Source organism: Streptomyces sp. XH2, from assembly GCF_049725035.1.
Classification (GTDB): Bacteria; Actinomycetota; Actinomycetes; order Streptomycetales; family Streptomycetaceae; genus Streptomyces; species Streptomyces roseoverticillatus.
Genome location: NZ_JBMMMZ010000013.1, coordinates 61727 through 88510 on the forward strand (window position 1 = coordinate 61727; position 26784 = coordinate 88510).

At 72.5% G+C, this 26784-nt stretch carries 22 protein-coding genes; 19 read left to right on the top strand and 3 right to left on the bottom strand.

The features are described 5' to 3' along the window. The 13 genes from ACOTKD_RS25780 to nuoN are packed head-to-tail and all read left to right on the top strand — an operon-like array spanning position 1 to position 15565. Positions 1-555, top strand: coding sequence for a NuoB/complex I 20 kDa subunit family protein (locus ACOTKD_RS25780; RefSeq protein WP_030368483.1), 555 nt, complete (start codon positions 1-3; stop codon positions 553-555). Next, positions 552-1310, top strand: a complete 759-nt coding sequence (locus ACOTKD_RS25785) for an NADH-quinone oxidoreductase subunit C (RefSeq protein WP_424891399.1) — start codon at positions 552-554, stop codon at positions 1308-1310. Before ACOTKD_RS25780 ends, ACOTKD_RS25785 begins: the two co-directional genes overlap by 4 nt. Continuing rightward, the gene (locus tag ACOTKD_RS25790) at positions 1310-2632 is read left to right on the top strand and encodes an NADH-quinone oxidoreductase subunit D (RefSeq protein WP_424891400.1); all 1323 of its coding nucleotides are present in this window, start codon (positions 1310-1312) and stop codon (positions 2630-2632) included. Before ACOTKD_RS25785 ends, ACOTKD_RS25790 begins: the two co-directional genes overlap by 1 nt. 20 nt (positions 2633-2652) lie before the next feature. Beyond that, positions 2653-3393: an NADH-quinone oxidoreductase subunit NuoE gene (nuoE, locus tag ACOTKD_RS25795; protein WP_424891588.1), complete on the top strand. Its 741-nt coding sequence runs from the start codon at positions 2653-2655 to the stop codon at positions 3391-3393. Continuing rightward, positions 3390-4751 (top strand): NADH-quinone oxidoreductase subunit NuoF, encoded by a 1362-nt coding sequence (gene nuoF, locus ACOTKD_RS25800; RefSeq protein WP_424891401.1) that lies wholly within the window; start codon positions 3390-3392, stop codon positions 4749-4751. The genes nuoE and nuoF overlap by 4 nt, the downstream gene beginning before the upstream one ends. After that, the gene (locus ACOTKD_RS25805) at positions 4748-7255 is read left to right on the top strand and encodes an NADH-quinone oxidoreductase subunit G (protein ID WP_424891402.1); all 2508 of its coding nucleotides are present in this window, start codon (positions 4748-4750) and stop codon (positions 7253-7255) included. The genes nuoF and ACOTKD_RS25805 overlap by 4 nt, the downstream gene beginning before the upstream one ends. After that, the gene (gene nuoH, locus ACOTKD_RS25810) at positions 7255-8622 is read left to right on the top strand and encodes an NADH-quinone oxidoreductase subunit NuoH (protein ID WP_424891403.1); all 1368 of its coding nucleotides are present in this window, start codon (positions 7255-7257) and stop codon (positions 8620-8622) included. Before ACOTKD_RS25805 ends, nuoH begins: the two co-directional genes overlap by 1 nt. Positions 8623-8627: 5 nt before the next feature. Then, positions 8628-9236: an NADH-quinone oxidoreductase subunit NuoI gene (gene nuoI / locus ACOTKD_RS25815; protein WP_424891404.1), complete on the top strand. Its 609-nt coding sequence runs from the start codon at positions 8628-8630 to the stop codon at positions 9234-9236. 11 nt (positions 9237-9247) lie between these two features. Further along, on the top strand, positions 9248-10084 hold the full coding sequence (locus ACOTKD_RS25820) for an NADH-quinone oxidoreductase subunit J (protein WP_424891589.1): 837 nt from the start codon (positions 9248-9250) through the stop codon (positions 10082-10084). Continuing rightward, entirely contained in the window at positions 10081-10380 is a 300-nt protein-coding gene (gene nuoK / locus ACOTKD_RS25825) for an NADH-quinone oxidoreductase subunit NuoK (RefSeq protein WP_030368474.1), read from the top strand. The genes ACOTKD_RS25820 and nuoK overlap by 4 nt, the downstream gene beginning before the upstream one ends. A 12-nt stretch (positions 10381-10392) precedes the next feature. Beyond that, positions 10393-12288, top strand: a complete 1896-nt coding sequence (nuoL, locus tag ACOTKD_RS25830) for an NADH-quinone oxidoreductase subunit L (RefSeq protein ID WP_424891405.1) — start codon at positions 10393-10395, stop codon at positions 12286-12288. A gap of 2 nt (positions 12289-12290) precedes the next feature. Further along, positions 12291-13916, top strand: a complete 1626-nt coding sequence (locus tag ACOTKD_RS25835) for an NADH-quinone oxidoreductase subunit M (protein ID WP_424891406.1) — start codon at positions 12291-12293, stop codon at positions 13914-13916. Beyond that, complete coding sequence (gene nuoN / locus ACOTKD_RS25840) at positions 13913-15565, top strand: NADH-quinone oxidoreductase subunit NuoN (protein ID WP_424891407.1); 1653 nt, start codon at positions 13913-13915, stop codon at positions 15563-15565. The genes ACOTKD_RS25835 and nuoN overlap by 4 nt, the downstream gene beginning before the upstream one ends. Before the next feature lie 97 nt (positions 15566-15662). Here nuoN and ACOTKD_RS25845 read toward each other — a convergent pair whose 3' ends face one another. The 3 genes from ACOTKD_RS25845 to fahA all read right to left on the bottom strand — a co-directional run bounded on the left by ACOTKD_RS25845 (position 15663) and on the right by fahA (position 18090). Beyond that, positions 15663-16193: a hypothetical protein gene (locus ACOTKD_RS25845; RefSeq protein WP_424891408.1), complete on the bottom strand. Its 531-nt coding sequence runs from the start codon at positions 16191-16193 to the stop codon at positions 15663-15665. A 66-nt stretch (positions 16194-16259) separates the two neighbouring features. Next, positions 16260-16916 (bottom strand): GOLPH3/VPS74 family protein, encoded by a 657-nt coding sequence (locus ACOTKD_RS25850; protein ID WP_424891409.1) that lies wholly within the window; start codon positions 16914-16916, stop codon positions 16260-16262. Positions 16917-16920: 4 nt separating this feature from the next. Further along, positions 16921-18090, bottom strand: coding sequence for a fumarylacetoacetase (gene fahA / locus ACOTKD_RS25855; protein ID WP_424891410.1), 1170 nt, complete (start codon positions 18088-18090; stop codon positions 16921-16923). A gap of 333 nt (positions 18091-18423) precedes the next feature. Between fahA and ACOTKD_RS25860 the strand changes: the two genes are divergently transcribed. The 6 genes from ACOTKD_RS25860 (at position 18424) to ACOTKD_RS25885 (ending at position 26562) form a co-directional block, all read left to right on the top strand. Further along, positions 18424-19686, top strand: coding sequence for an ATP-grasp domain-containing protein (locus ACOTKD_RS25860; RefSeq protein WP_424891411.1), 1263 nt, complete (start codon positions 18424-18426; stop codon positions 19684-19686). Between the two features lie 107 nt (positions 19687-19793). After that, positions 19794-20996 (top strand): FAD-dependent oxidoreductase, encoded by a 1203-nt coding sequence (locus tag ACOTKD_RS25865; RefSeq protein WP_424891412.1) that lies wholly within the window; start codon positions 19794-19796, stop codon positions 20994-20996. A 950-nt stretch (positions 20997-21946) separates the two neighbouring features. Next, the gene (locus tag ACOTKD_RS25870; protein ID WP_424891413.1) at positions 21947-22957 is read left to right on the top strand and encodes a polyprenyl synthetase family protein; all 1011 of its coding nucleotides are present in this window, start codon (positions 21947-21949) and stop codon (positions 22955-22957) included. A gap of 440 nt (positions 22958-23397) precedes the next feature. Next, positions 23398-24648: a LolA family protein gene (locus tag ACOTKD_RS25875; RefSeq protein ID WP_424891414.1), complete on the top strand. Its 1251-nt coding sequence runs from the start codon at positions 23398-23400 to the stop codon at positions 24646-24648. 83 nt (positions 24649-24731) lie between these two features. Next, a complete protein-coding gene (locus ACOTKD_RS25880; protein WP_424891415.1) occupies positions 24732-25691 on the top strand; it encodes an ABC transporter ATP-binding protein in 960 nt (319 codons plus the stop codon). Then, positions 25678-26562 (top strand): ABC transporter permease, encoded by an 885-nt coding sequence (locus ACOTKD_RS25885; protein WP_424891416.1) that lies wholly within the window; start codon positions 25678-25680, stop codon positions 26560-26562. Before ACOTKD_RS25880 ends, ACOTKD_RS25885 begins: the two co-directional genes overlap by 14 nt. Positions 26563-26784: the final 222 nt, after the last annotated feature.

Consider the following 26784-nt stretch of genomic DNA (forward strand, 5'->3'; position numbering starts at 1 on the left):
ATGGGACTCGAGGAGAAGCTGCCCAGCGGCTTCGCGCTGACCACCGTCGAACAGGCCGCCGGCTGGGTCCGCAAGTCGTCCGTCTTCCCGGCGACCTTCGGCCTGGCCTGCTGCGCCATCGAGATGATGACCACCGGCGCCGGCCGCTACGACCTGGCCCGCTTCGGCATGGAGGTCTTCCGCGGCTCGCCCCGCCAGGCCGATCTGATGATCGTCGCCGGCCGGGTCAGCCAGAAGATGGCCCCCGTCCTGCGCCAGGTCTACGACCAGATGCCCAACCCGAAGTGGGTGATCTCCATGGGTGTCTGCGCCTCCAGCGGAGGCATGTTCAACAACTACGCGATCGTCCAGGGCGTCGACCACATCGTGCCGGTCGACATCTACCTGCCCGGCTGCCCGCCGCGCCCCGAGATGCTGATGGACGCGATCTTGAAGCTGCACAAGAAGATCCAGGGCGAGAAGCTCGGGCCGCACCGCGAGAAGGCCGAGCGCGAGGCGGAGGACGCCGCCCTGAAGGCCCTGCCCCTGATCGAGATGAAGGGGCTGCTGCGATGAGCGGACCCGCGGCCGGCGGCGAGCCGAACGCCAACGGCGTGAACCCCGACAAGGACCTGAACGCCCAGAACCTCCCGGGCCAGCGCGGCGAGCACGGCGAGGAGATCCGCGTCCAGCGCGGCATGTTCGGTGCCCGCAACGGCGGCGACACCTCCGGCTACGGCGGCCTGGTGCGCACCGTACGGCTGCCGGGCGAGGCCACCCGCCCCTACGGCGGCTACTTCGACGAGGTGGCGGACGAGCTGGAGGGCGCCCTGGAGGAGCAGGGCCTCCTCCCGGAGAGCGCCGTCGAGAAGACCGTCGTCGACCGCGGCGAGCTCACGTTCCACATCGCCCGCGAGCACCTCCCGCGCGTCGCCCGCACCCTCCGCGACGACCCCGCGCTCCGCTTCGAGCTGTGCACGGGCGTGAGCGGAGTGCACTTCCCCGGGGACAAGGGCCGCGAGCTGCACGCGGTCTACCACCTGCGCTCGATCACCCACAACCGGCTGATCCGGCTGGAGGTGAGCGTCCCCGACGACGACCCGCACCTGCCGTCGCTCGTGGACGTCTACCCCACCAACGACTGGCACGAGCGCGAGACCTACGACTTCTTCGGCCTCGTCTTCGACGGCCACCCCGCGCTCACGCGGATCATGATGCCGGACGACTGGCAGGGCTTCCCGCAGCGCAAGGACTACCCCCTCGGCGGCATCCCCGTCGAGTACAAGGGCGCCCGGATCCCGGCTCCGGACGAGCGGAGGTCGTACAGCTGATGAGCGCATCACAGGCAAGCCCGCGCGAGACCACGGAAGGCACCGTCTACACCGTCACCGGCGGCGACTGGGACGAGCTGGCGGCAGAGGCGAAACAGGCCGACGACGAGCGCATCATCGTCAACATGGGCCCGCAGCACCCGTCCACCCACGGAGTGCTCCGCCTGATCCTGGAGATCGACGGCGAGACCGTCACCGAGGCCCGCTGCGGCATCGGCTACCTCCACACCGGCATCGAGAAGAACCTCGAATACCGGACGTGGACGCAGGGCACCACCTTCGTCACGCGCATGGACTACCTGACCCCGTTCTTCAACGAGGCGGCGTACTGCCTGGGCGTGGAGAAGCTGCTGGGCATCGAGGACCAGATCCCCGACCGCGCCTCGGTCATCCGCGTCCTGCTGATGGAGCTGAACCGAATCTCCTCGCACCTGGTGTGCATCGCCACCGGCGGCATGGAGCTCGGCGCCACCACGATCATGATCTACGGCTTCCGGGACCGCGAGCTCGTCCTCGACATCTACGAGCTGATCACCGGCCTGCGCATGAACCACGCCTACGTCCGCCCCGGCGGCCTCGCGCAGGACCTGCCGCCCGGCGCCGTGGACCAGGTGCGCGCCTTCGTGAAGAAGATGCGCAAGAACCTGCCGGAGTACGACAAGCTCGCCACCGGCAACCCGATCTTCAAGGGCCGCCTCCAGGACATCGGCCACCTCGACCTGGCCGGCTGCATGGCCCTCGGCGCGACCGGTCCCATCCTGCGGGCCACGGGCCTCCCGCACGACCTGCGCAAGTCCCAGCCGTACTGCGGCTACGACACCTACGACTTCGAGGTGCCGACCGCCGACACCTGCGACGCGTACGGGCGCTTCCTCATCCGCATCGAGGAGATGCACCAGTCCCTGCGGATCATCGAGCAGTGCCTGGACCGGCTGGCGCCCGGCCCGGTCATGGTCGCGGACAAGAAGATCGCCTGGCCCGCGCAGCTGGCCCTCGGCCCCGACGGCCTCGGCAACTCCCTCGACCACATCAAGAAGATCATGGGCACCTCCATGGAGGCCCTGATCCACCACTTCAAGCTGGTCACGGAGGGCTTCCGGGTGCCGCCCGGCCAGGTCTACGCCGCGGTCGAGTCGCCCAAGGGCGAGCTGGGCGTGCACGTCGTCAGCGACGGCGGCACGCGCCCGTACCGCGTCCACTTCCGCGATCCGTCCTTCACCAACCTGCAGTCCATGGCGGCGATGTGCGAGGGCGGCCAGGTGGCCGACGTGATCGTCGCGGTGGCGTCCATCGATCCCGTGATGGGAGGCGTCGACCGGTGAGCCATGACGTACAGCTGGGGATGCCTTCGCTCCCCGCGCCGGACTATCCCGCGGAGGTGCGGGAGCGGCTGGCGGCCGACGCGAAGGAGGTGATCGACCGCTACCCCGACAGCCGGAGCGCCCTGCTGCCGCTGCTCCACCTCGTCCAGGCCGAGGAGGGGCACGTCACCCGGACCGGCATGCGCTTCTGCGCCGAGGTGCTCGGCCTGACCATCGCCGAGGTCACGGCGGTCGCCACCTTCTACACGATGTACCGGCGCGAGCCGGGCGGCGAGTACCAGGTGGGGGTGTGCACCAACACCCTGTGCGCGGTCATGGGCGGCGACGCGATCTTCGAGGGCCTGCGCCGGCACCTCGGCGTCGACAACGGCGGCACCACCCCCGACGGCAAGATCACCCTTGAGCACGTCGAGTGCAACGCCGCCTGCGACTTCGCGCCCGTCGTGATGGTCAACTGGGAGTTCTTCGACAACCAGACCGTCGAGAGCGCCAAGGCCCTCGTCGACGAGCTGCGCGCGGGCCGCCCCGCCGAGCCGACCCGCGGCGCCCCGCTCTGCACCTTCCGGGAGACCTCCCGGATCCTCGCGGGCTTCTCCGACCCCCGCCCCGGCGCGGTCGAGGCGAGCGGCGGCGCGGGCCCGGCCTCCCTGGCGGGGCTGCGGCTGGCCAAGGGCGAGCACGCGCCCCGCGTCGGCCCGCCCCGCAGCGCTCCGGCACAGGACGAGGGCCCCGCACCGCACCACGAGGAGGGGGAGGGATGACCATGGCACCAGCGATGGGGGAGACGAGCCCGGAGAAGCTGCTCGCCCCCGTGCTCTCCGCGTTCTGGGACGAGCCGCGCTCGTGGACGCTGGAGACCTACCTGCGCCACGACGGCTACCAGGGCGCGCGCAAGGCCCTCGCGATGGCCCCCGACGACGTGATCTCCTATGTGAAGGACTCGGGCCTGCGCGGCCGCGGCGGCGCGGGCTTCCCGACGGGCATGAAGTGGCAGTTCATCCCGCAGGGCGACGGCAAGCCGCACTACCTCGTGGTCAACGCGGACGAGTCCGAGCCGGGCGCCTGCAAGGACATCCCGCTGCTCTTCGCCGCGCCGCACACCCTCATCGAGGGCATCGTGATCGCCTGCCACGCGATCCGCTCCAACCGGGCCTTCATCTACCTGCGCGGCGAGGTCGTCCCCGTGCTGCGCCGGCTGCACGAGGCCGTGCGCGAGGCCTACGCCGCGGGCTACCTCGGCACGAACGTCCTCGGCTCCGGGCTGGACCTGGAGCTGACCGTGCACGCGGGCGCGGGCGCGTACATCTGCGGCGAGGAGACCGCCCTCCTCGACTCGCTCGAAGGCCGCCGCGGCCAGCCCCGGCTCCGGCCCCCCTTCCCCGCGGTCGCCGGCCTCTACGCCTGCCCCACTGTCGTGAACAACGTCGAGTCCATCGCGTCGGTTCCCGCGATCCTCCACCGGGGCAAGGAGTGGTTCCGCTCGATGGGCACCGACAAGTGCCCCGGCTTCACGCTCTACTCGCTCTCCGGGCACGTCGCGAACCCCGGCCAGTACGAGGGCCCCATGGGCATCACGCTGCGCCAGCTGCTCGACATGAGCGGCGGCATGCGGCGCGGCCACCGGCTGAAGTTCTGGACGCCGGGCGGCTCGTCCAGCCCCATGTTCACCCCCGAACACCTCGACGTGCCGCTGGACTTCGACAGCGTGGGTGCGGCCGGCTCGCTGCTGGGCACCAAGTCGCTGCAGTGCTTCGACGAGACGACGTGCGTGGTGCGCGCGGTCACCCGCTGGACGGAGTTCTACGCGCACGAGTCGTGCGGGAAGTGCACGCCCTGCCGCGAGGGCACGTACTGGCTCGTCCAGCTGCTGCGCGACATCGAGGCCGGCAAGGGCCGCAAGGCCGACCTCGACAAGCTCGCCGACATCTCCGACAACATCAACGGCAAGTCCTTCTGCGCCCTCGGCGACGGCGCCGCGGCGCCCATCCTCTCCTCGCTGCAGCACTTCCGCGCGGAGTACGAGCAGCACATCACGGGCAAGGGCTGCCCCTTCGACCCGTCGAAGTCGACCCTGTGGGCCGACGGCCCGCAGAACTTCCCCCTGGAGGTGAACGCGTGACGGTCACGACGTCTGCCCCCTCCGGAGGAGGGGGCGTCGAGCCGCCGCCGGAGGACCTCGTCTCCCTCACCATCGACGGCGCCGCGATCTCCGTCCCCAAGGGGACGCTGGTCATCCGCGCCGCGGAGCTGCTGGGCATCGAGATCCCCCGCTTCTGCGACCATCCGCTGCTCGATCCGGCCGGCGCCTGCCGGCAGTGCATCGTGGAGGTGGAGGGCCAGCGCAAGCCGATGGCGTCCTGCACCATCACCTGCACCGACGGCATGGTCGTCCGGACGCAGCTGACCTCGCCCGTCGCGGAGAAGGCGCAGCGCGGCGTGATGGAGCTGCTGCTGATCAACCACCCGCTGGACTGCCCGGTCTGCGACAAGGGCGGCGAGTGCCCCCTGCAGAACCAGGCGATGACGGCGGGGCAGGCGGACAGCCGCTTCGAGGGCCGCAAGCGGACCTTCGAGAAGCCGGTGCCCATCTCCCCGCAGGTGCTGCTGGACCGCGAGCGGTGCGTGCTGTGCGCGCGCTGCACCCGTTTCTCGCAGCAGATCGCGGGCGACCCGATGATCGAGCTGCTGGAGCGCGGTGCGCTGCAGCAGGTCGGCACGGGCGAGGGCGTGCCCTTCGAGTCGTACTTCTCGGGCAACACCATCCAGATCTGCCCGGTGGGGGCGCTGACCTCGGCGGCGTACCGCTTCCGCTCGCGCCCCTTCGACCTGGTGTCGTCGCCGGCGGTGTGCGAGCACTGCGCGGGCGGCTGCGCGCTGCGCACGGACCACCGGCGCGGCAAGGTGATGCGCCGCCTGGCCGCCGACGACCCGGAGGTCAACGAGGAGTGGGTGTGCGACAAGGGCCGCTTCGCGTTCCGCTACGCGCAGCGGCCGGAGCGCTTCGCCCACCCGCTCGTGCGGAACGCGGACGGCGTGCTCGCGCCCGCGAGCTGGCCGGAGGCGCTGGAGGCCGCGGGGCGCGGGCTGGCGGCGGCGCGCGGCAGGGCGGGCGTCCTGACCGGCGGCCGGCTGACGGTCGAGGACGCGTACGCGTACGCCAAGTTCGCGCGCGTGGCGCTCGACACGCACGACGTCGACTTCCGGGCCCGGGTGCACAGCGGTGAGGAGGCCGACTTCCTGGCCGCCCGCGTGGCGGGCCGGGGCCGGGATCTCGACGGCAGCGGGGTGACGTACGCGGCGCTGGAGAAGGCCCCGGCGGTGCTGCTCGTGGGCTTCGAGGCGGAGGAGGAGGCGCCCGGCGTCTTCCTGAGGCTGCGCAAGGCCTGGCGCAAGCACGGGCAGCGCGTCTTCGCGCTCGGCGCGGTCGCCACCCGTGGTCTGGAGAAGGCCGGGGGCACGCTGCTGCCGGCCGCGCCCGGCACCGAGACCGCGTGGCTGCGGGCGCTGGCCGACGCGGCCGGCCTGGACGCCCCGGGGCAGGCCGCGGGCGACGCCCTGCGCGCCGACGGGGCCGTGATCGTCGTCGGCGAGCGGCTCGCGGGCGTGCCCGGCGCGCTGACGGCCGCCGTCGCCGCGGCTTCGGCGACCGGCGCGCGGCTGGTGTGGATCCCGCGCCGGGCCGGCGAGCGCGGCGCGGTCGAGGCGGGGGCCCTGCCGGGGCTGCTGCCCGGCGGCCGCCCGGCCACCGACCCGCGGGCGCGCGAGGAGACCGCGGCCGCCTGGGGCGTGTCCGGCCTGCCGCGCAGCCCCGGCCGGGACACCGGCCAGATCGTGGAGGCGGCCGCGCGGGGCGAGCTGGGTGCCCTGCTCGTGGGCGGCGTCGAGGTCGCGGACCTGCCCGACCCGGCCCGCGCGCGGGAGGCCCTGGACGCCGTCGGCTTCCTGGTCAGCCTGGAGCAGCGGCCGAGCGAGGTGTCCGACCGGGCGGACGTCGTCCTGCCGGTGGCGGCCGTCGCCGAGAAGGCGGGCACGTTCCTCAACTGGGAGGGCCGGGCCCGGCCGTTCGGGGTCGCGATCAAGCCCGACCAGCTGCCGCGCCGCCACGTGCCCGCCGACGCCCGCGTGCTGCACATGCTGGCCGACGCCATGGGCATCGGCCTCGGCCTGCCCGACACCGACGCCGTGCGCGCGGAGCTGCGCCGCCTCGGCCCGTGGGACGGGGAGCACGCCGCGGACCCGGCGGAGACCGCCCGGCCGCTGCCGCAGCCGGGCGCGGGCGAGGCGGTCCTCGCGGGCCACCGGATGCTGCTGGACCGGGGCCGCCTGCAGGACGGCGACGACGCCCTCGCCGGCACGCGGCACGCGGCGCTCGCCCGCCTGTCGCCCGCGACCGCCGCCGAGGCGGGCGTGCGCGACGGAGAGGTGCTGGCGGTGACGGGCCCCGCCGGAACGGTACGGCTGCCGCTGCGCGTGACGGCCATGCCGGACCGCGTGGTGTGGCTGCCGCTGAACTCGGCGGGCGGCGGTGTCGCCGGGGACACGGGCGCGCGCCCCGGCGAGCTCGTACGGATCGGGGCGGATTCCGGTGAGGGCACCGGGACCGGGACACCGGAGGCGCGGTAGTGAAGACTGTGGAGGCTTACCGCCTGAGCGAGCTGGCCGCCGGGGACCTGTCGGTGTTCGGCCGGGACCCGTGGTGGCTGATCGTCGTCAAGGCGGTCTTCTGCTTCGCGTTCGTCATGCTGACCGTGCTGTTCTCGATCGTCTGGGAACGCAAGGTCGTCGCGTGGATGCAGCTGCGGATCGGCCCCAACCGGCACGGCCCGTGGGGCATGCTGCAGTCCCTCGCGGACGGCATCAAGCTGATGCTGAAAGAGGACGTGATCGTCAAGCGGGCGGACAAGGCGGTCTACCTGCTGGCCCCCGTCGTGGCGGCCGTCCCCGCGTTCATGGCGATCGCCGTGATCCCCTTCGGCCCCGCCGGCAACGAGATCTCCGTCTTCGGGCACCGCACCACGATGCAGCTGACGGACCTGCCGATCGGCGTGCTCTACATCCTCGCCACGGCCTCGGTCGGCATCTACGGCATCGTGCTCGCGGGCTGGTCGTCCGGCTCGACGTACCCGCTGCTGGGCGGCCTGCGCTCGTGCGCCCAGATGATCTCGTACGAGATCGCGATGGGCGTCTCCTTCGCCGCCGTCTTCCTCTACTCCGGGTCGATGTCGACCTCGGCGATCGTGGAGGCCCAGCACGACCGCTGGTACGTGCTGCTGCTGCCGGTGTCCTTCCTCGTCTACATCGTGGCGATGGTGGGGGAGACCAACCGGGCGCCGTTCGACCTGCCGGAGTCCGAGGGCGACCTGGTCGGCGGTTTCAACACCGAGTACTCCTCCATCAAGTTCGCGATGTTCATGCTGGCCGAGTACGTCAACATGGTCACCGTCTCGGCGGTGGCCGTGACGCTGTTCCTCGGCGGCTGGCGCGCCCCCTACCCGGTCTCGGCGTTCTGGGAGGGCGCGAACCACGGCTGGTGGCCGCTCCTGTGGTTCGTGATCAAGCTGCAGCTGCTGCTGTTCTTCTTCATCTGGCTGCGCGGCACGCTGCCGCGGCTGCGCTACGACCAGTTCATGAAGCTGGGGTGGAAGGTCCTTATCCCGGTCTCGATGGTGTGGCTGATGCTCGTCGCCTCGGTGCGGGCGCTGCGGAACGAGAACTACGACTTCCAGCGGATCGTGCTGTACGTCGGCGGCGCCGTCGTGGCGGTCCTGCTGCTCTCCTTCGTCGCGGACATCTTCCGCAAGGGCGAGCGCGGCCAGGGGGACGGGGAGGCCGCGCCGGAGCGGGAGTTCGACCCGACGGGCGGCGGATTCCCCGTGCCGCCGCTGCCCGGGCAGACGCCGCCGCCGGTGCCGCGCCGCCGACCGCGCCGTGACGGAGAGCTCATTGTCAGTGGTGGGCCCGATACTGTGCGTGACGGAAAGGAGGGCTGACGGCAGTGGCTACCGACCCCGGGGGCGAAGCGTCCCGCGACACCCCCCGCAATCCCGTGGCCGGCTTCGGCGTGACCTTCAAGGCCATGTTCAAGAAGCGGCTGACCGAGCAGTACCCGGAGTACAAGAAGCCGACGGCCCCCCGCTTCCACGGCCGCCACCAGCTCAACCGGCACCCGGACGGCCTGGAGAAGTGCATCGGCTGCGAGCTGTGCGCCTGGGCCTGCCCCGCCGACGCCATCTACGTGGAGGGCGCGGACAACAAGGACGAGGAGCGCTATTCGCCGGGCGAGCGCTACGGCCGCGTCTACCAGATCAACTACCTCCGCTGCATCCTGTGCGGCCTGTGCGTCGAGGCGTGCCCCACGCGCGCCCTCACCATGACCAACGAGTACGAACTGGCCGACAGCAGCCGCGAGTCGCTCATCTACACCAAGGAGGAGCTGCTCGCGGGCCTGGAGGAGGGCATGGTCGACTCGCCGCACGCGATCTTCCCCGGCATGACCGAACAGGACTACTACCGCGGGCTGGTGACGGAGGCCGCGCCGGGCACGGTCCGCCAGGTCGCGACCTCGAAGGGCGAGAAGCCGCACGAGGAAGGGGCCGACGCGTGAACGCCTCTTCCCTGGCGGCTTCGGCCGCCGCCACGACCTCGACCGGTGAGGCCGTCCAGTTCTGGATCCTGGCCGTCGTCGCCGTCCTCGGGGCGCTGGGCGCCGTCTTCATGAAGAAGGCCGTGCACAGCGCCCTCTCACTCGCCGGCACCATGATCGTGCTGGCGGTGTTCTACCTCGCCAACGGCGCCTACTTCCTGGGCGTCGTCCAGATCGTCGTCTACACCGGCGCGATCATGATGCTCTTCCTCTTCGTCGTCATGCTCGTGGGCGTCACCGCCGCCGACTCCCTCAAGGAGACCATCAGGGGCCAGCGGTGGCTGGCCGGGCTGTGCGTGCTCGGCTTCGGCATCCTGCTCATGGCCGGCATCGCCAACGCCTCCCTGAAGGAGTGGAACGGCGTCGGCCGGGCCAACGCCGGCGGCAATGTGGAGGGCCTCGCCGCCCTCGTCTTCACCAAGTACGTCTTCGCGTTCGAGATCACCGGCGCCCTGCTGATCACCGCGGCCGTCGGCGCGATGGTGCTCACCCACCGCGAGCGCACCGAGCGCGCCGCGACCCAGCGCGAGCGCGCCGAACAGCGCGTCCGCGAGGGCAATCAGATCACCCCGCTTCCCGCCCCGGGCGTCTACGCCCGGCACAACGCCGTGGACATCCCCGGCCTCCTGCCCGACGGCACCGCCTCCGACCTCACCGTCAGCCCCACCCTGCGCGCCCGGGGCCAGGTCCGCGACGTCTCGGGCGAGGCCCTCCAGGACCTCAAGGCCCTGGAGCAGCGCTCCAGCGACTGGCTGGAGCGCGGCCGCAGCGAGGACGCCGACGCGAACGCGAAGGGGGCGGGCAAGTGAACCCGGTCAACTACCTCTACCTGGCGGCCCTGTTGTTCACCATCGGGGCGGCCGGCGTGCTCATCCGGCGGAACGCGATCGTCATCTTCATGTGCGTCGAGCTGATGCTGAACGCCTGCAACCTGGCGTTCGTCACCTTCGCCCGGCTGCACGGCAATCTCGACGGCCAGATCATCGCCTTCTTCACGATGGTCGTGGCCGCGGCCGAGGTCGTGGTGGGCCTCGCCATCATCGTGACGATCTTCCGCTCCCGGCACTCGGCCTCGGTGGACGACGCCGGCCTGCTGAAGCTGTAAGGGGACGCTGACGTGGAGAACCTCATCGGATTGCTCGTCCTCGCGCCCCTGCTGGGTGCGGGCGTGCTGCTGTGCGGCGGGCGCAGGCTCGACCGGAGCGGCCCCTGGCTGGGCACCCTGCTCGCGGCCGTGTCCTTCGCGCTCGGCGCCGTGCTCTTCGCCGACATGCTCGGCAAGAGCGGCGAGGAGCGCGCCCTGGACGTCACGGTCTTCCAGTGGGTGCCCGTCGGCGGCTTCCGCGCGGACGTCGGCTTCCACCTCGACCAGCTGTCGATGACCTTCGTCCTGCTGATCACGGGCGTGGGCTCGCTCATCCACCTGTACTCGGTGGGCTACATGGCCCACGACGAGCGCAAGCGGCGCTTCTTCGGCTATCTCAACCTCTTCCTCGCCGCGATGCTGCTGCTCGTCCTCGCCGACAACTACCTGCTCCTGTACGTGGGCTGGGAGGGCGTCGGCCTCGCCTCGTACCTGCTGATCGGCTTCTGGCAGCACAAGCCGAGCGCGGCCACCGCCGCCAAGAAGGCGTTCCTGGTCAACCGCGTCGGCGACATGGGGCTGTCGATCGCGATCATGCTGCTGTTCACCACGTTCGGCACCTTCGCCTTCGACCCCGTCCTGGAGCGGGCGACCGGCGCGGGGGAGGGCAGGCTGACGGCCGTGGCGCTGATGCTGCTGCTCGCCGCGTGCGGCAAGTCCGCCCAGGTGCCGCTGCAGTCCTGGCTCGGGGACGCGATGGAGGGCCCGACGCCGGTCTCGGCCCTCATCCACGCCGCGACGATGGTGACCGCCGGCGTCTACCTGATCACCCGCTCCGGAGCGATCTTCGACGCGGCGCCGGACGCACAGACGGCGGTCGTCACGGTCGGCGCGGTCACGCTCCTCTTCGGTGCGATCGTCGGTTGCGCCAAGGACGACATCAAGAAGGCCCTGGCCGGCTCCACCATGTCCCAGATCGGGTACATGATCCTCGCCGCCGGGCTGGGCCCCGTCGGCTACGTCTTCGCGATCATGCACCTGGTGACCCACGGCTTCTTCAAGGCCGGGCTCTTCCTCGGCGCCGGGTCCGTCATGCACGGCATGAACGACGAGGTCGACATGCGCCGCTACGGCGGCCTGCGGACCTACATGCCGGTCACGTTCGTCACCTTCGGCCTCGGCTACCTCGCCATCATCGGCTTCCCGGGGCTGTCCGGCTTCTTCTCCAAGGACAAGATCATTGAGGCCGCCTTCGCCAAGGGCGGCACCGAGGGCTGGATCCTGGGAGGCGCGGCCCTGCTCGGCGCGGCCATCACCGCGTACTACATGACCAGGGTGATGCTGCTGACCTTCTTCGGCGAGAAGCGCTGGCAGCCCGACGATCACGGCGAGCTCCCGCACCCCCACGAGTCGCCGCGGACGATGACCGTCCCGATGATCGTGCTCGCCTTCGGATCGGTCTTCGCCGGCGGCCTGTTCAGCATCAACGACACCTTCCTGAAGTGGCTGGAGCCGGTCACCGGGCACGAGGAGGGCCACTCGCCCGTCAGCGCCCTCACCGTCACCGCCGCCACCATGGTCGTGCTCGTGATCGGCGTGGCGATCGCCTGGGCGCAGTACGGGCGCCGGCCCGTGCCCGTCACGGCCCCCCGCGGCAGCCTCCTCACCCGGGCCGCCCGGCGGGACCTGCTGCAGGACGACTTCAACCACGTCGTGCTGGTCCGCGGCGGCGAGCACCTCACCCGCAGCCTGGTCTACGTCGACCACACCCTGGTCGACGGCGTCGTCAACGGCACCGCCGCCTCGGTGGGCGGCCTGTCGGGCCGGATGCGCAAGCTGCAGAACGGCTACGCCCGTTCGTACGCGGTCTCGATGTTCGGCGGTGCGGCGGTGCTCATCGCCGCCACCCTGCTGATGAGGGCGGTTTGATCATGGCCTTTCCCCTGCTGACGCTCACGGCCGCGGTCCCCGCGGTCGGTGCGGTCGCCACCGCGGCCGTGCCGGCCGGGCGGCGCACCGCCGCCAAGTGGCTCGCGCTCGCCTTCTCGCTCGCCACGCTCGCCCTGGCGGCCGTGCAGCTCGTGCGCTTCGACCCCGGCACCAAGGGGCCCTTCCAGCTCACCGAGTCGCACGCCTGGATCGCGGACTTCGGGGTCCGCTACGAGCTGGGCGTGGACGGCATCGCGGTGGTCCTCATCGGCCTGGCCGCCCTGCTGATCCCCTTCATCATGCTGGCCGGCTGGCACGACGCCGACCCCCGGGCCGCGTCCGACAGCGGCTCCGCCGCGGACGGCTCCTCGCGCTGGCGCCCCGTCCAGGGCTTCTTCGCGCTGATCCTCATGGTCGAGGCGATGGTGGTGATCTCCTTCGAGGCCACCGACGTCTTCCTCTTCTACATCTTCTTTGAAGCCATGCTGATCCCGATGTACTTCCTCATCGGCGGCTTCGGGGACGGCGCGGCCGGGCAGGGTGACGCGGGCGCGGCGGCCCAGCGCTCGTACGCCGCCGTGAAGTTCCTCCTCTACAACCTCGTCGGCGGGCTGATCATGCTGGCCGCCGTCATCGGGCTGTACGCGGTCACCGCCGACCAGCTCGGCGCGGGCACCTTCTCCCTCCAGGAGATCGTCCAGGCCCGCGCGGCCGGCAAGCTCGACATCGCGACCACCACCGAACGCGCCCTGTTCCTCGGCTTCTTCTTCGCCTTCGCCGTGAAGGCCCCGCTGTGGCCGCTGCACACCTGGCTGCCCAACGCCATGGGCGAGGCCACCGCCCCCGTCGCCGTGCTGATCACCGCCGTGGTCGACAAGGTCGGCACGTTCGCGATGCTCCGCTTCTGCCTCCAGCTCTTCCCGGAGGCCTCGAAGTGGGCCACCCCCGTCATCGTGGTGCTGTCCCTGATCAGCATCCTGTACGGGGCGCTGCTCGCGGTCGGGCAGCGGGACATCAAGCGGCTGGTCGCGTACGCCTCGATCTCGCACTTCGGCTTCATCGTGCTCGGCATCTTCGCGATGACCAGCCAGGGCCAGAGCGGCGCGACGCTCTACATGGTCAACCACGGCGTCTCCACGGCCGCGCTGATGCTCGTCGCCGGCTTCCTGATCTCCCGCCGGGGCTCGCGGCTCATCGCGGACTACGGCGGCGTGCAGAAGGTCGCCCCGGTCCTCGCCGGCACCTTCCTGGTCGGCGGCCTCGCGACGCTGTCGCTGCCCGGCCTCGCGCCGTTCGTCTCCGAGTTCCTCGTCCTCGTCGGCACGTTCAGCCGCTATCCGGTCGCCGGCGGGATCGCCACGCTCGGGATCGTGCTCGCCGCGCTGTACATCCTGGTGCTCTACCAGCGCACCATGACCGGGCCGGTGAAGGCGGAGGTGCGGGGCATGCCCGACCTCAGGGCGCGCGAGCTGGCCGTCGTGGCCCCGCTGATCGCCGTCCTGCTCTTCCTCGGCGTCTACCCGAAGCCGCTGACGGAGATCCTCGACCCGGCGGTCAGGCACACGATGTCGCAGGTGCACCAGGCCGACCCCAAGCCCGATGTGAACGATGTGGAGGCCGCGAAGTGAGCCACGCAGCATCCGTCCACAGCCTGTGGACGATGTCGGCGGACGCGCCGCAGAAGATCCCGGCACCGCACATCGAGTACGCCCAGCTGTCCCCGACGCTGATCGTGCTCGGCGCCGCGGTCCTCGGCATCCTCGTGGAGGCGTTCCTCCCGCGGCGCACCCGCCACCCCGCCCAGCTGCTGCTGACGTGCGTCGCGCTGGCCGCGGCCTTCGCCGCCGTCGTCGCCCTCGCGGCCGGCGGCTACGGCACGGGCAAGGCGCACGCCGCTGCGATGGGCGCCGTCGCCGTGGACGGCCCCGCGCTGTTCCTGCAGGGCACCATTCTCCTCGTCTCCCTCGTCGCGGTGTTCACCTTCGCCGAGCGGCGCCTGGACCCGGCGGCGCACGGCCGGCCCGTCGACTCCTTCGCCGCCCAGGGTGCCGCCGTGCCCGGCGGCCGGGCGGAGCAGGACGCGGTCAAGGCGGGCTTCACCACCACCGAGGTGTTCCCGCTCATGCTCTTCGCGGTGGGCGGCATGCTCGTCTTCCCCGCCGCGGACGACCTGCTGACGCTCTTCGTCGCCCTGGAGGTCTTCTCCCTCCCGCTGTACGTGCTGTGCGCGCTGGCCCGCCGCAAGCGGCTCCTGTCCCAGGAGTCGGCCGTCAAGTACTTCCTGCTCGGCGCCTTCTCCTCGGCCTTCCTGCTCTTCGGCGTCGCCCTGCTCTACGGCTACGCCGGCACGGTCACCTACTCCGGCATCGCCGACGTCGTGAACGGCTCCGTCCGGATGCTCGACCCGGCCCTCGCCGCGACCACCGGCAACGACGCCCTGCTGCTGATCGGCGGCGCGCTCGTCCTGGTGGGCCTGCTCTTCAAGGTCGGCGCGGTGCCCTTCCACATGTGGACGCCGGACGTCTACCAGGGCGCCCCCACACCCGTCACGGGCTTCATGGCCGCCGCCACCAAGGTCGCCGGCTTCGGCGCGCTGCTGCGGCTGCTGTACGTGGTCCTGCCGGGGCTGCGCTGGGACTGGCGGCCGGTGATGTGGGGCGTCGCGATCGTCACCATGCTGGTGGGCGCGATCGTGGCCGTCACCCAGACCGACGTGAAGCGGCTGCTGGCCTACTCCTCCATCGCCCACGCCGGCTTCATCCTCGCCGGCGTCGTCGCCACGTCGCCCGACGGGGTGTCGTCCGTGCTGTTCTACCTGGGCGCGTACTCGTTCGTCACGCTCGGCGCGTTCTCGGTCGTGACGCTGGTGCGCGACGCGGGCGGCGAGGCCACGCACCTGTCCAAGTGGGCGGGGCTGGGCCGCCGTTCGCCGCTCACGGCGGCGACGTTCTCGGTGTTCCTGCTGGCCTTCGCGGGCATTCCGCTGACGAGCGGGTTCGCGGGGAAGTTCGCGGTGTTCAAGGCGGCGGCGCAGGGCGGGGCGGGGCCGCTGGTCATCGTCGGTGTCGTGTCCTCGGCGATCGCCGCGTTCTTCTACATCCGGGTGATCGTGCTGATGTTCTTCAGCGAGCCGAAGGCCGACGGGCCGACGGTCGCCGTCCCGAGCCCGCTGACGTCTTCGGCGATCGCGATCGGGGTGGCGGTGACGCTGGCGCTGGGCGTGGCGCCGCAGTACTTCCTCGACCTGGCGGGCCAGGCTGGGGTCTTCGTGCGGTGACGCCGGCCGGCGGGGCCGTCCGCGCGGGCCCGTCTCGTCCACGTGCCGCTGCCCGGCAACCCTCCCCGGTTGCCGGGCAGCGGCACGCGTACGGGGTTCAGCTCTTCGGCTTGGTGGGCAGGCCGCCCGCGATGCCGCCGGGGACGCCGGCCGGCTTGCCGTCGGAGCCGACGGTCTTGCTCATCTTGTCCTGCTTGCCGGAGGCCCAGGCGACGGTGAAGGACTTGCCGTCGAAGTCCTTGATGGTGCCCGTGGCGTAGTCCGTGCTGTTGTCCTGGCAGTGCTTGATCGTGATCGTCGCAGGCTGCGAGGTGGTGACGAGCGTGCCCGAGCAGGCGGTCTTCCCGCTGAGCGTCACCGTGTTCTGGGTGAACACCAGGATGAGGAGGCTCTGGTCGGCGAGCTTGCCGTTGTTCGACCAGCCGCCCGCGAGGGTGGCCGCCGACGCGCGCTGCCCGCCGGCGTCCGTGGCCGGCGAGGACGGCTGCTCCGCCGGGGCCTGGGAGGTCGGCGTGGCGCCGCCGACCGGCTTGTCGTCCTTCTTGCCGCCGTCGCTCGAACTGCTGCAACCGGTCATCAGCACAGCGGCGCAGAGCGCCGCCCCCGTGATCTGTACTGCCTTGCGCACGTCTCTCCTTAAGCCTGGTTCAGGGCATGACAAGTTAGCAGCCCTGAACCCGCACTCCGAGGTGGCTCAGCCGCCCCCGCCCCCGCCGTCCGCGCTATCGCTCATCACATTTTTGTGCACGGCCCGCGCCACCCAGTCCGCACGCATGAGCCGGCGCATGGCCTGCCGCTCGGGCCGGCGGTCCCAGCCGGGGCAGAGCGCCCCCGATATGCCGATGGCGGACGCCAGCGCGGCGAGCGCGCGGGCCCGCGGATCGGCGAAGCCCCCGCGCCGGGCCAGCTCGAAGCGTTCCCGCGCCGCCGTCGTCAGGTCCACCGGGCCCATGGAGCAGTGTTTGTACGGGATGACGCCGAGGAAGCGGCGGGGCTCCACGCGCAGCGCGTCCCTCTCCGCGAGCCGCGCCAGCCACGCCTCTTCGAGGTGCCGCGACGCGCTCCGCACCCAGCGGGCCGTCCGCGGCCCGCCGTCGCCCTTGCCGGGCTGCTGCAGGCTCGCCATCGCCATGGCCAGCAGCGGGTCGTCCGGCGGCAGCGGGTTCGTGACCTGCACCCGGCCGCGCACCTCCACGACCCGCCCGGCGAGCCGCAGTTCGGTCAGCGCCGCCCCGGCCACGCCGTAGCCCGAGGACTGGCCGGCGCGCATCAGCTTGCGCCCGCTCACCGGGTCGAAGCAGAGCAGCAGCAGTTCCTCGGGGAGCGTCAGGCGCGGGGCGGCGGCGGTCACGGCGTCACGCCTCGCGGGCCGGGAGGATGCGGCCGGTGACCTCGCCGAGGCCGATCCGGGCCCCGCCGGGGCCGGGCGCCCAGGCCGTGATCGTGACCTCGTCTCCGTCCTCCAGCCACGGGCCCTTGCCCGCGGTCAGTTCGAGCAGGCAGCCCAGCTGGTCCGGCTCGGGGCCGCTGACCGTGCCGGAGGCGTAGAAGTCGCCGGTGCGCAGGGTGGCGCCGTTGACCGTCATGTGCGCCAGCTGCTGCGCCGCGGTCCAGTACATGGCGGAGAACGGCGGCCGGGAGACCGTCTCGCCGTTGATCTTCACCTCGATGCGCAGGTCGAGGCCGCCCGGCTCGGCCGCGGAGTCGTCGAGGTAGGGCAGGAGCGGGTGGGTGCGCTCCGGCGGGGCCGTGCGGGCCTCGTCGAAGGCGTCGAGCGGGGTGATCCAGGCCGAGGCCGAGGTGGCGAAGGACTTGCCGAGGAACGGGCCGAGGGGCACGTACTCCCACGCCTGCAGGTCGCGCGCGGACCAGTCGTTGACGAGGCAGACGCCGAAGACGTGCTCGCGGAAGTCCGCGAGGCCCACGGGCGCGTCGGCGGGGGCGCCGACCACGAAGCCGACCTCGGCCTCGATGTCGAGGCGGCGCGAGGGGCCGAAGGAGGGGAGCGCGTCGGCGGGCGCCTTGCGCTGGCCCTGGGGGCGCACGACGTCGGTGCCGCTGACGACGACGGTGCCGGCGCGGCCGTGGTAGCCGATCGGCAGGTGCTTCCAGTTCGGCGTGAGCGGCTCGTCGTTCGGCCGGAAGATGCGGCCGACGTTGGTGGCGTGGTGCTCGCTGGAGTAGAAGTCGACGTAGTCGGCGACCTCGAACGGCAGGTGCAGCGTCACCTCGGAGAGCGGGTGGAAGGGCCCGTCGGCCAGCCAGGAGCGGATCTCGGCGCGCACGGCGCGCCAGACGGGCCGGCCGGCGGCCAGGAGGGGGTTCAGCGTCGGGGCCTCCAGCAGGGCGGCGTGCGCGGAGCCGTGCGCGGCGGCCGCGGCCGCCGCGTCCAGGACGGACTCGCCGTAGCGGACGCCGATGCGGGGCCGGTCCGGGGCGTCGGCGGTGGTGAAGACGCCGTACGGGAGGGTGTCCGCGCCGAAGGGGTCGCCTTCGGGCAGCTCGCGGGGGCTGTGCTGGGGCATGGAACGCTGCCTCGCTCTCTCCTGGAAGCTCCGGGAAGCCGGTGGGCCCGGGTGGGGGTCCGCGGCCCACATTACGTGCTGGTGGCCGCCAGACAAGGGGTGTCAGGAGGGTCCCTGCGCGGGGGGCCGGGGACGCCCTCGCGCGGTGCCCCGAACGGCTGCCCGCAGCCCACGCGGACCGGCCTCCGAACCGCTGTCCGAACCACCGTCCGGCCTTCGGCTAAAGAGCGCGCAATATCCGGTAATTCCTTGCTGGAAGCGGCGATTCCGAAGTAGCGTCCTTAATCGGGCCAAGCACAGTGGGGGGCCGCTGCGGCTGAGGGGCCGAGGGGGATGCTGGTGGCGAGCAGGAGCACGCCCATCGCGGCGGACCGGTCCGTTCCAGGACTGATCGTGAAGATCGGCGACTATCCCCTGCACCACGGCGGGGTGGGCGCGATCCGCAGCCTCGGCAGACTCGGCGTGCCCATGTACGCGATCACGGAGGACCGCTGGACGCCGGCCGCCGTCTCCCGCTATCTGCGCGGCGGCTTCGTCTGGCGGACGACGGGCACCGAGCAGCCCGCCGAGCTGGTCGAGGGCCTGCTGCGGATCGGCCGCGGGATCGGCCGGCCGGCCGTGCTGATCCCCACCGACGAAGAGGCCGCGGTGCTCATCGCCGAGCACTCCGCGGAGCTCTGCGGCAGCTTCCTCTTCCCGCGGGTGGAGCCGGAGTTGCCGCGACGGCTGGCGAGCAAGCAGGGGCTGCACGAGCTCTGCGTGGAGCACGGCGTGCCGTCGCCGGAGGCCCTGTTCCCGGCCTCGTTCGAGGAGATCGAGGAGTTCGCGGAGCGCGCCCGCTTCCCCCTCGTCGCCAAGAACCGGGAGGCGTTCGAGCGCCGCCGCAAGCCCGCCGTGCACGGCACCACCCGGATCCACGGCCCGCGCGAGCTGCTGCAGCTGGCGCAGGGCTGGGGCCCGTCGCCCGGAGTGATCCTCCAGGAGTACCTGCCCCGCGAGCAGGCGGAGGACTGGATCGTCCACGCGTACTTCGACGCCGAGAGCACGCCGCTGGCGATGTTCACGGGCGTGAAGGTGCGTTCCTGGCCGCCGCACGCCGGCATGACCGCCAACGCCTACGTCGTGGACAATCCCGAACTGGCCGATATGACGGCCCAGTTCATCAAGCAGGTGGGCTTCAGCGGCATCGTCGACCTGGACTGGCGCTTCGACCGCCGCGACGGGCGGTACAAGCTGCTGGACTTCAACCCCCGGATGGGCGCGCAGTTCCGGCTCTTCGAGAGCGAGACGGGCGTGGACGTCGTCCGGGCGCAGCACCTGGACCTGACCGGGCGCAGGGTTCCCGAGGGCGAGCAGCCGGCGGGGCGGCGGTTCGTCGTGGAGAACATCGACCTGCCCGCGTTCGCCGCGTACCGCCGCAGCGGCTACACCACCCCGCACGCGCCCGCGCGCGCCAGCAGCACGGAGCTGGCCTGGGTCGCGCGGGACGACATGAAGCCGTTCTTCACCATGCTCGCCCGGTTCGTGCGGCCGGGCGTGCGGCACCTGTGGCAGATGTGGCGCTCCAGGCGGGCCGCCGCGTCCGTCCCGAAGTGAGCCGGGCCCGCGGATCCGGCGGCCCTTGCCGACCGGTGATCGGCGCGTAACGAGCAACGAGTGAACGAGCACGAGCAGCCAGCAGTGAACGCCCTGGGAGGGGACTCGTGACACTTCCCGTAGCAGTCATCGGGGCCGGCCCGTACGGTCTGTCGACCGCCGCCCATCTGCGGGCCCGCGGGATAGGGACCCGCGTCTTCGGCTCGCCGATGGTGAGCTGGCGCGAGAACATGCCCGCCGGGATGATTCTCAAATCCACCCCCTCTGCCTCCAGCATCGACGCCCCGCAGCCCGGGCACACCCTGCTCGACTTCTGCCGGGAGACCGGCGAGCGGCGCTTCGAATCGGACTGGGACACCATCCCGGTCGAGACCTTCTCGCGCTACGGCCTGTGGTTTCAGGAGCGGCTGGTGCCGGAGCTGGAGCAGGTGCGTGTGGTGTCCGTGGACCGGCGGGCCGCGGACTTCGAGCTGAAGCTCGACTCCGGGGAGCAGTTCGCCGCCCGCGCGGTGGTGATCGCCAGCGGTCTCAGCGGGCTGGCCCAGCTCCCGCCCCAGCTGGCCGCGGCCGTCCCGGACGGCCCGTCCGCCGCGGGCCCGGTCTCGCACAGCTCCCAGCACCGGGACCTGACGCCGTTCGCGGGGCGCGAGGTCGTGGTCGTCGGGGCCGGGCAGTCGGCGCTGGAGACGGCCGTGCTGCTGGCCGATGCCGGGGCGGCTTCGGTACGGGTGGTCGCCCGCCGGAAGGGCGCGGTCCGTTTCGGTGCGGCGCCGGACGGGCAGCCGCGGCTGAAGCCGGACACGCCGTTCGGCCGGGCCTGGTCGCTCTACGCGTTCTCGTATCACGCCGATGGATTCCGCCATCTTCCGGCGCCGGCCCGCCGGTTCCTGGTGGGGCGTGTGCTCGGCCCCCTCGGCGCCTGGTGGCTGCGGGACCGTTTCATCGGCCGGGTGCACGTCTCGGAGGGCACGCGGATCGGCTCGGCCCGGGTCGAACAGGGCCGCCCCGTCCTCGACCTCATCGGCCCGGACGGCACCAGCGCGGGCGAGCTCGCCGCCGACCACGTCATCGCGGCGACCGGCTACCGCGTCGACCTCGCGGCCATGGACTTCCTCGGCCACGGCCTGCGCACCAGGCTCGCCGTCGGCGCGGGCGGTCCCCGCCTCGGCCCCGGCTACCGCGCCTCGGTACCGGGGCTGTTCTTCACGGGCCTGCCGGCCGCGGCCAGCTACGGCCCGGTCATGCGGTTCGTCTGCGGCACGGAGTACGCCTCGCCGCGGCTGGCACGGGCGGTCGCGGCACTGCCGTAACCCCGGCCCGGCCCCGGCCCGCCCACTGCCGTAACCCGAAGGGGTGGGGCAGCGGGCGGGCCGCCGCCCGCTCTGCGGGGCGGCACGGCGCCGTGGCCCCTTGCCGCGGGGCAAGGAATCTCCGCCGCGACGGCGATCGGCCCTCACGGATGTGGCCGGCGGTGCCGGACCGGCCTGGGCCCGGGGTCGGCACCGCCGGGTGCGTTGTGGGTGGTTGCGAGGCGTGGCGGCGGGGTTTTCTTGGCTGTGGCAAGAGGCGGGGCAGCCCTGGGGGGCGGTGCCTTGCCGCTGGGCAAGGAATCTCCGCCGGGATGGCGATCGGCCCTCACGGATGTGGCCGGCGGTGCCGGACCTGCCCGAGGCTCGGTTCGGCACCGCCGGGTTTCTTGCGGGTGGTTGCTCGCCGTGGCGGCGGGCTTTTCTTGCCCAGCGGCAACGCACCGAGCCGCGCACAAGGCCGGCAGCCGGCCATGGACGCTCCGTCGCGGCGGCGAGCAACCACATCCGACCCGACCGGCGGTGCCGGACTCACCCGGCCCCCGGATCGGCACCGCCGGGCACGCCGCCGGTGGTTGCGCCACCGTGGCGGGAAGGACGGCCGGCTCCGGCCGGAGCCGGCCCCGCGGTGCGAACCGCCCCGCCCGCCCGCGGATGGCCGAAATCCACGGCCCCGAGCCCGCCCGGCAGGGGCCCCCATGGGGTGACCAAGGCCGCCACGGGGCACACGTCAGGTCGCACCCGCGTCGTACACCTGCACGCTCCCCAGGCCGGCGCAACGGGCCCCGAAGGCCCCGCACACCGGCCGGGACGGGGGCCCGCGCAGGGTCCTCGGCAGCGCAACCCGGACGGGTGGCCACGGTGATCCAGAGCCGACCGGATACGCTGACTTTCGGTGGAGACAGCGACACATCGACAAACCCCGTGTTCGCAGGCAGACAGGAGTACCCCTCGTGACCGTCGTCGGGCCTTTCGGGCTGAGCGTGCGGGACCAGGCTCTTGAAGCCGATGTCCAGGCGGGACTGGCCGCTGTCGAGGAGGGCCTCCTCGAGGCCACCAAGAGCGACGTGCCCTTCATCACCGAGGCCGCGCAGCACCTCGTGCGCGCCGGGGGGAAGCGTTTCCGGCCACTGCTGGTGATGCTCGCCGCCCAGTTCGGTGACCCCTACGCCCCCGGCGTCGTGCCGTCCGCCGTCGTCGTCGAGCTCACGCACCTGGCCACGCTGTACCACGACGACGTCATGGACGAGGCCGAGAAGCGGCGCGGCGTCGACAGCGCCAACGTCCGCTGGGGCAACTCCGTGGCGGTCCTCACCGGCGACTTCCTCTTCGCCCGCGCCTCGCACATCCTGGCCGACCTCGGCCCCGAGGCCGTCCGCATCCAGGCCGAGGCCTTCGAGCGGCTGGTCACCGGCCAGATCCTGGAGACCGCCGGCCCCCGCGACGGCCGCGACCCCATCGAGCACTACCTGGACGTCCTCGCCGGCAAGACCGGCTCGCTGGTCGCCGTCTCCGGCCGGTACGGCGCGATGATGTCCGGCGCCGACGAGCGCACGGTCGACATCCTCACCCACTACGGGGAGCGCCTCGGCATCGCCTTCCAGCTCGCCGACGACGTCCTCGACATCGCCAGCGACTCCCACGAGTCCGGCAAGACGCCCGGCACCGACCTGCGCGAGGGCATCGCCACCCTGCCGGTCCTGCACCTGCGCGCCCAGGCCGCCGCGACCGGCTCGGCCGCCGACCTCGAACTGTGCGAGATGCTCGACGGCGACCTCACCGACGACGCCCTCCACGCCGAGGTGCTGCGCCGGCTGCGCGCCCACCCCGCGCTGGAGCAGGCCCGCCGCGACACCGTGCGGTACGCGGAGGAGGCGCGGGCCACGCTGGCCCCGCTGCCGGACTGCTACGCGAAGGCCGCGCTGGAGAACCTCTGCGACGCGGTGGTCCACCGGGCCGGCTAGCGCCGGGCTTTTGCCGCACGCGCGGGTTCCGGCCGTTCTGTCGTCCGCCGGGCCCTCGCCGTGGGGGCTCGGTGCCGTGGCGGCGGGCATGTTTGTCGTGGCTCCGCCGCAGGTCCCGGGGCCCCGCCGGGAGTCGGGCCGCTTCAGCCGGAAGACGTGTCGCTCCCGCCGGAAGCCGGGCCACCCCAGCCGGAAGGCGTCCCCGCTCCACCCGAAAGTCGGTCTCCCCGTAAGGGATGTCCTACCCAAGAGGTACGCGGACTTGATCCCGTCGTCTGATGACCTGACAGGCGGGGTCTGGTGGAATCGAAGTGTCTCGAGGCAGGGGAATTCCTCCGGATTCCCCGCTCCACCACCGAGCGGCCGGGCTCACAATGAGCCGTGGGGGGTGGCGAGTGCACGACAGGTCGAGACCGCCGCCGACGACGGAGGTAGAGGACATGGCACGCATCGAACCGACCCACGGCACCGACGGGGCGGCCGACGCCGGAGAAGGCGCCCGGCGGGCGCACGGCCGCCGCAAGGCCGTCCGCTACGCCGTCCCGGTCGCGGTGGCCGGAGTCGCCGCGGCGTCGATCGGCATCGGCACCGCGCTCGCGAGCAGCGGTGACCCGGATCTGCCCAAGATCAGCGCGCAGGACCTGATAGCCAAGGCGGCGCAGTCGGACACGCAGCAGCTGTCCGGCACCGTCAAGGTCACCACCGACCTGGGCCTGCCCTCGCTGCCGTCCGGGCTCTCACTGGGCGACGCCCCGGCCGGCGGCAAGGCGGGCCACGGCTCCGGCGGCAAGGACGCGGGGGCGGACACCTCCCCGCAGGCCAAGCTCACCGAGCTCGCTTCCGGTACGCACACGCTGCGCGTGGCCGCCGACGGCCCGGACAAGCAGCGGCTGTCGATCGTGGAACGCGCCGCGGAGTACAGCATGATCCGCAACGGCGACCAGGTCTGGGCGTACGACAGCAAGAGCAACACCGTCCACCACTCCACGGCCCCCAAGGGTGCGCACGGCGGCAAGGAGGCCCCGCAGGAGCTGCGCGGCGCCTCGCCGCAGGAGCTCGCCAAGAAGACGCTCGCCGCGGTCGGCGACTCCACGTCGGTGACGGTCGACGGCACGGCCAAGGTCGCCGGTCGCGACGCCTACCAGCTGGTCCTCAAGCCCAAGGCGGCCGAGACGACGGTCGGCGCGGTGCGCATCGCGGTGGACGCGAAGACCGGTGTGCCGCTGAAGTTCACGCTCAGCCCGAAGGGCGGTGGCAAGGCCGTCGTGGACGCGGCGTTCACCAAGGTCGACTTCGGGAAGCCGGGCGCGGACACCTTCGACTTCAAGCCGCCGAAGGGCGCGAAGGTCACCGAGGACAAGGCGGACGGCCAGGGCGGCAAGGAGCACAAGGCCGGTCCGGGCAAGGACGCGGGCGCGCCCGACCTCTCCGGCATGAACGTGCTGGGCAAGAGCTGGACGTCGATCGCCGAGCTCAAGGCGCCCGGCGGCATGGGCGCGGGCGCGAAGGGCGCCAAGGACGCCGGCCCGGCCGGTGCCCTGATCGACGGCCTCGGCAGCAAGGTCTCGGGCTCCTTCGGCTCGGGCCACGTCTTCAGCACCCGCCTGGTCAACGCCCTGGTCACCGACGACGGCAAGGTGTACGTGGGCGCCGTCACCAAGGACGCGCTGATCAAGGCCGCGTCGAAGTAGCCCGCGAAGCACACGGCGCCCGCGAAGCACACGGCGCCCGCGACGCACACGGCAAGGGAAAGCACACCGCAAGGGGAGGCCCGATGGAGGAGCTGTCCGCCGCCGGGGAACCGGCGATAGCCACCCACGCGCTCACCAAGCGCTACCGGGGCGGGCAGCTCGCCGTCGACCGGCTCGACCTCGTCGTGCCGCGCGGCAGCGTCTTCGGCTTCCTCGGCCCCAACGGCTCCGGCAAGACCACGACGATCCGCATGCTCATGGGGCTGATCGAGCCGACCTCCGGCACCGCCCGCGTCCTCGGCGAGGAGATGCCGCGGGCCGGGCGGCGCGTGCTGCCCCGGGTGGGCGCCCTGATCGAGGGGCCCGCCCTCTACGGCTTCCTCACCGGCCGTGACAACCTCCTGCGGTTCGACGCGGCCGACCCGACGGCCGACCCGCGCACCCGGCGGGCCCGGGTGGACGCCGCCCTGGACCGGGTGGGGCTGGTCGCCGCGGCGGGCAAGAAGGCCCGTGCGTACTCCCTCGGCATGAAGCAGCGCCTGGGCCTGGCCGCGGCCCTCCTGCAGCCCCGCGAGCTGCTCGTCCTCGACGAGCCGACCAACGGCCTCGACCCGCAGGGCATGCGCGAGATCCGCACCCTGGTGCGCGGCCTCGCCTCCGAGGGCACCACGGTCTTCCTCTCCTCGCACCTGCTCGACGAGATCGAGCAGGTGTGCACGCACGCCGCCGTGATGGCCCAGGGCCGCCTCCTGACCCAGGGCACGGTGGCCGGGCTGGCCTCCTCCGCCCGCGGCAGGCTGACCGTCACCACGCCCGACACGGCGGAGGCCGTCCGCGTGCTCAAGGAGCACGGCCTGAACGACCTCACCGTCGACGACGACCGCGTCACCGGCGAACTGCCCGCCGTGGTCCGCGAGCTCGCCGACCTCAACGCCGCCCTGGTGCGGGCCGGGGTCCGCGTCCGCTCCTTCGGCACCGCCCGCGCCTCCCTGGAGGACGCCTTCGTCGCACTCACCGGAGAGGGATTCGATGTCGCAGGCTGAGGTCACCACGGCGGCCGCCGCGCGGCCCGCTCCGAGCCCGCTGTGGGCCCTGTCGCTCTTCCGCAGCGAAGTGGGGACGGTCTTCCGGCGGTGGCGCACGATCGCGCTGCTGGGCGTCCTGACGGCCGTTCCCGTCCTGGTCGGCATCGCCGTGAAGATGGAGACGGGCGACGGCGGCGCGGCCGGGCGCGGGGGAGCGGGGCCGGCGTTCATCAGCCAGGTCACCAACAACGGCCTCTTCCTGGTCTTCACCTCCCTCGCCGCGACCCTGCCCTTCTTCCTGCCGATGGCCGTCGGCGTGGTCGCGGGCGACTCGGTGGCGGGCGAGGCGAGCTCCGGCACCCTGCGCTACCTCCTCGTCGCCCCCGCGGGCCGCACCCGGCTGCTGCTCGCCAAGTTCACGGCGACGCTCGCCTTCTGCTGCGCGGCGACCCTGACGGTCGCGGCCTCCGCGCTCGCCGTCGGCGCGCTCCTCTTCCCGCTCGGCGACGTGACCCTGATCAGCGGGGTGACGGTCTCCTTCGGGGAGGGGCTGCTGCGGGCGCTGGCGGTCGCGGGGGCGGTGGTGCTGTCGCTGGTGGGCATCGCGGCGCTCGGGCTGTTCGTGTCCACACTCACCAACAGCGGGATCGCGGCGATGGCCACCACGGTGGGGCTGCTGATCACGGCGCAGATCGTCGACCAGTTCCCGCAGCTGCACGCGGTCCAGCCGTATCTCTTCCCGCACTACTGGCTGAGCTTCGCGGACCTGCTGCGCGCCCCGGTCTACTGGGACCAGCTGCTGGACAACCTGGGCCTGCAGGCGCTGTACGCGGCGGTGTTCGGCTCGGCGGCGTGGGCGCGGTTCACGGCGAAGGACGTGACGGCCTAGCGGCCGGGCCCAGCCGTACGCGCCCATGCGGGCGCCACGCATTCCGCCGGACCCTCGTCGCGGTGGCGGAGTGCCGTTGCGGCGGGGTCCTTTTAGCCTGCGGCGGCGCTTCCTTCCACCCGGCTTCCATCCGGCGGCCGGCCGGGCACCGAAAAGGTGCGGGCCCGGGAGGCCGGTCAAGGGCGCCCCGGCCCCCAGCGGGGGTGTGCCCACCGGGGGGCC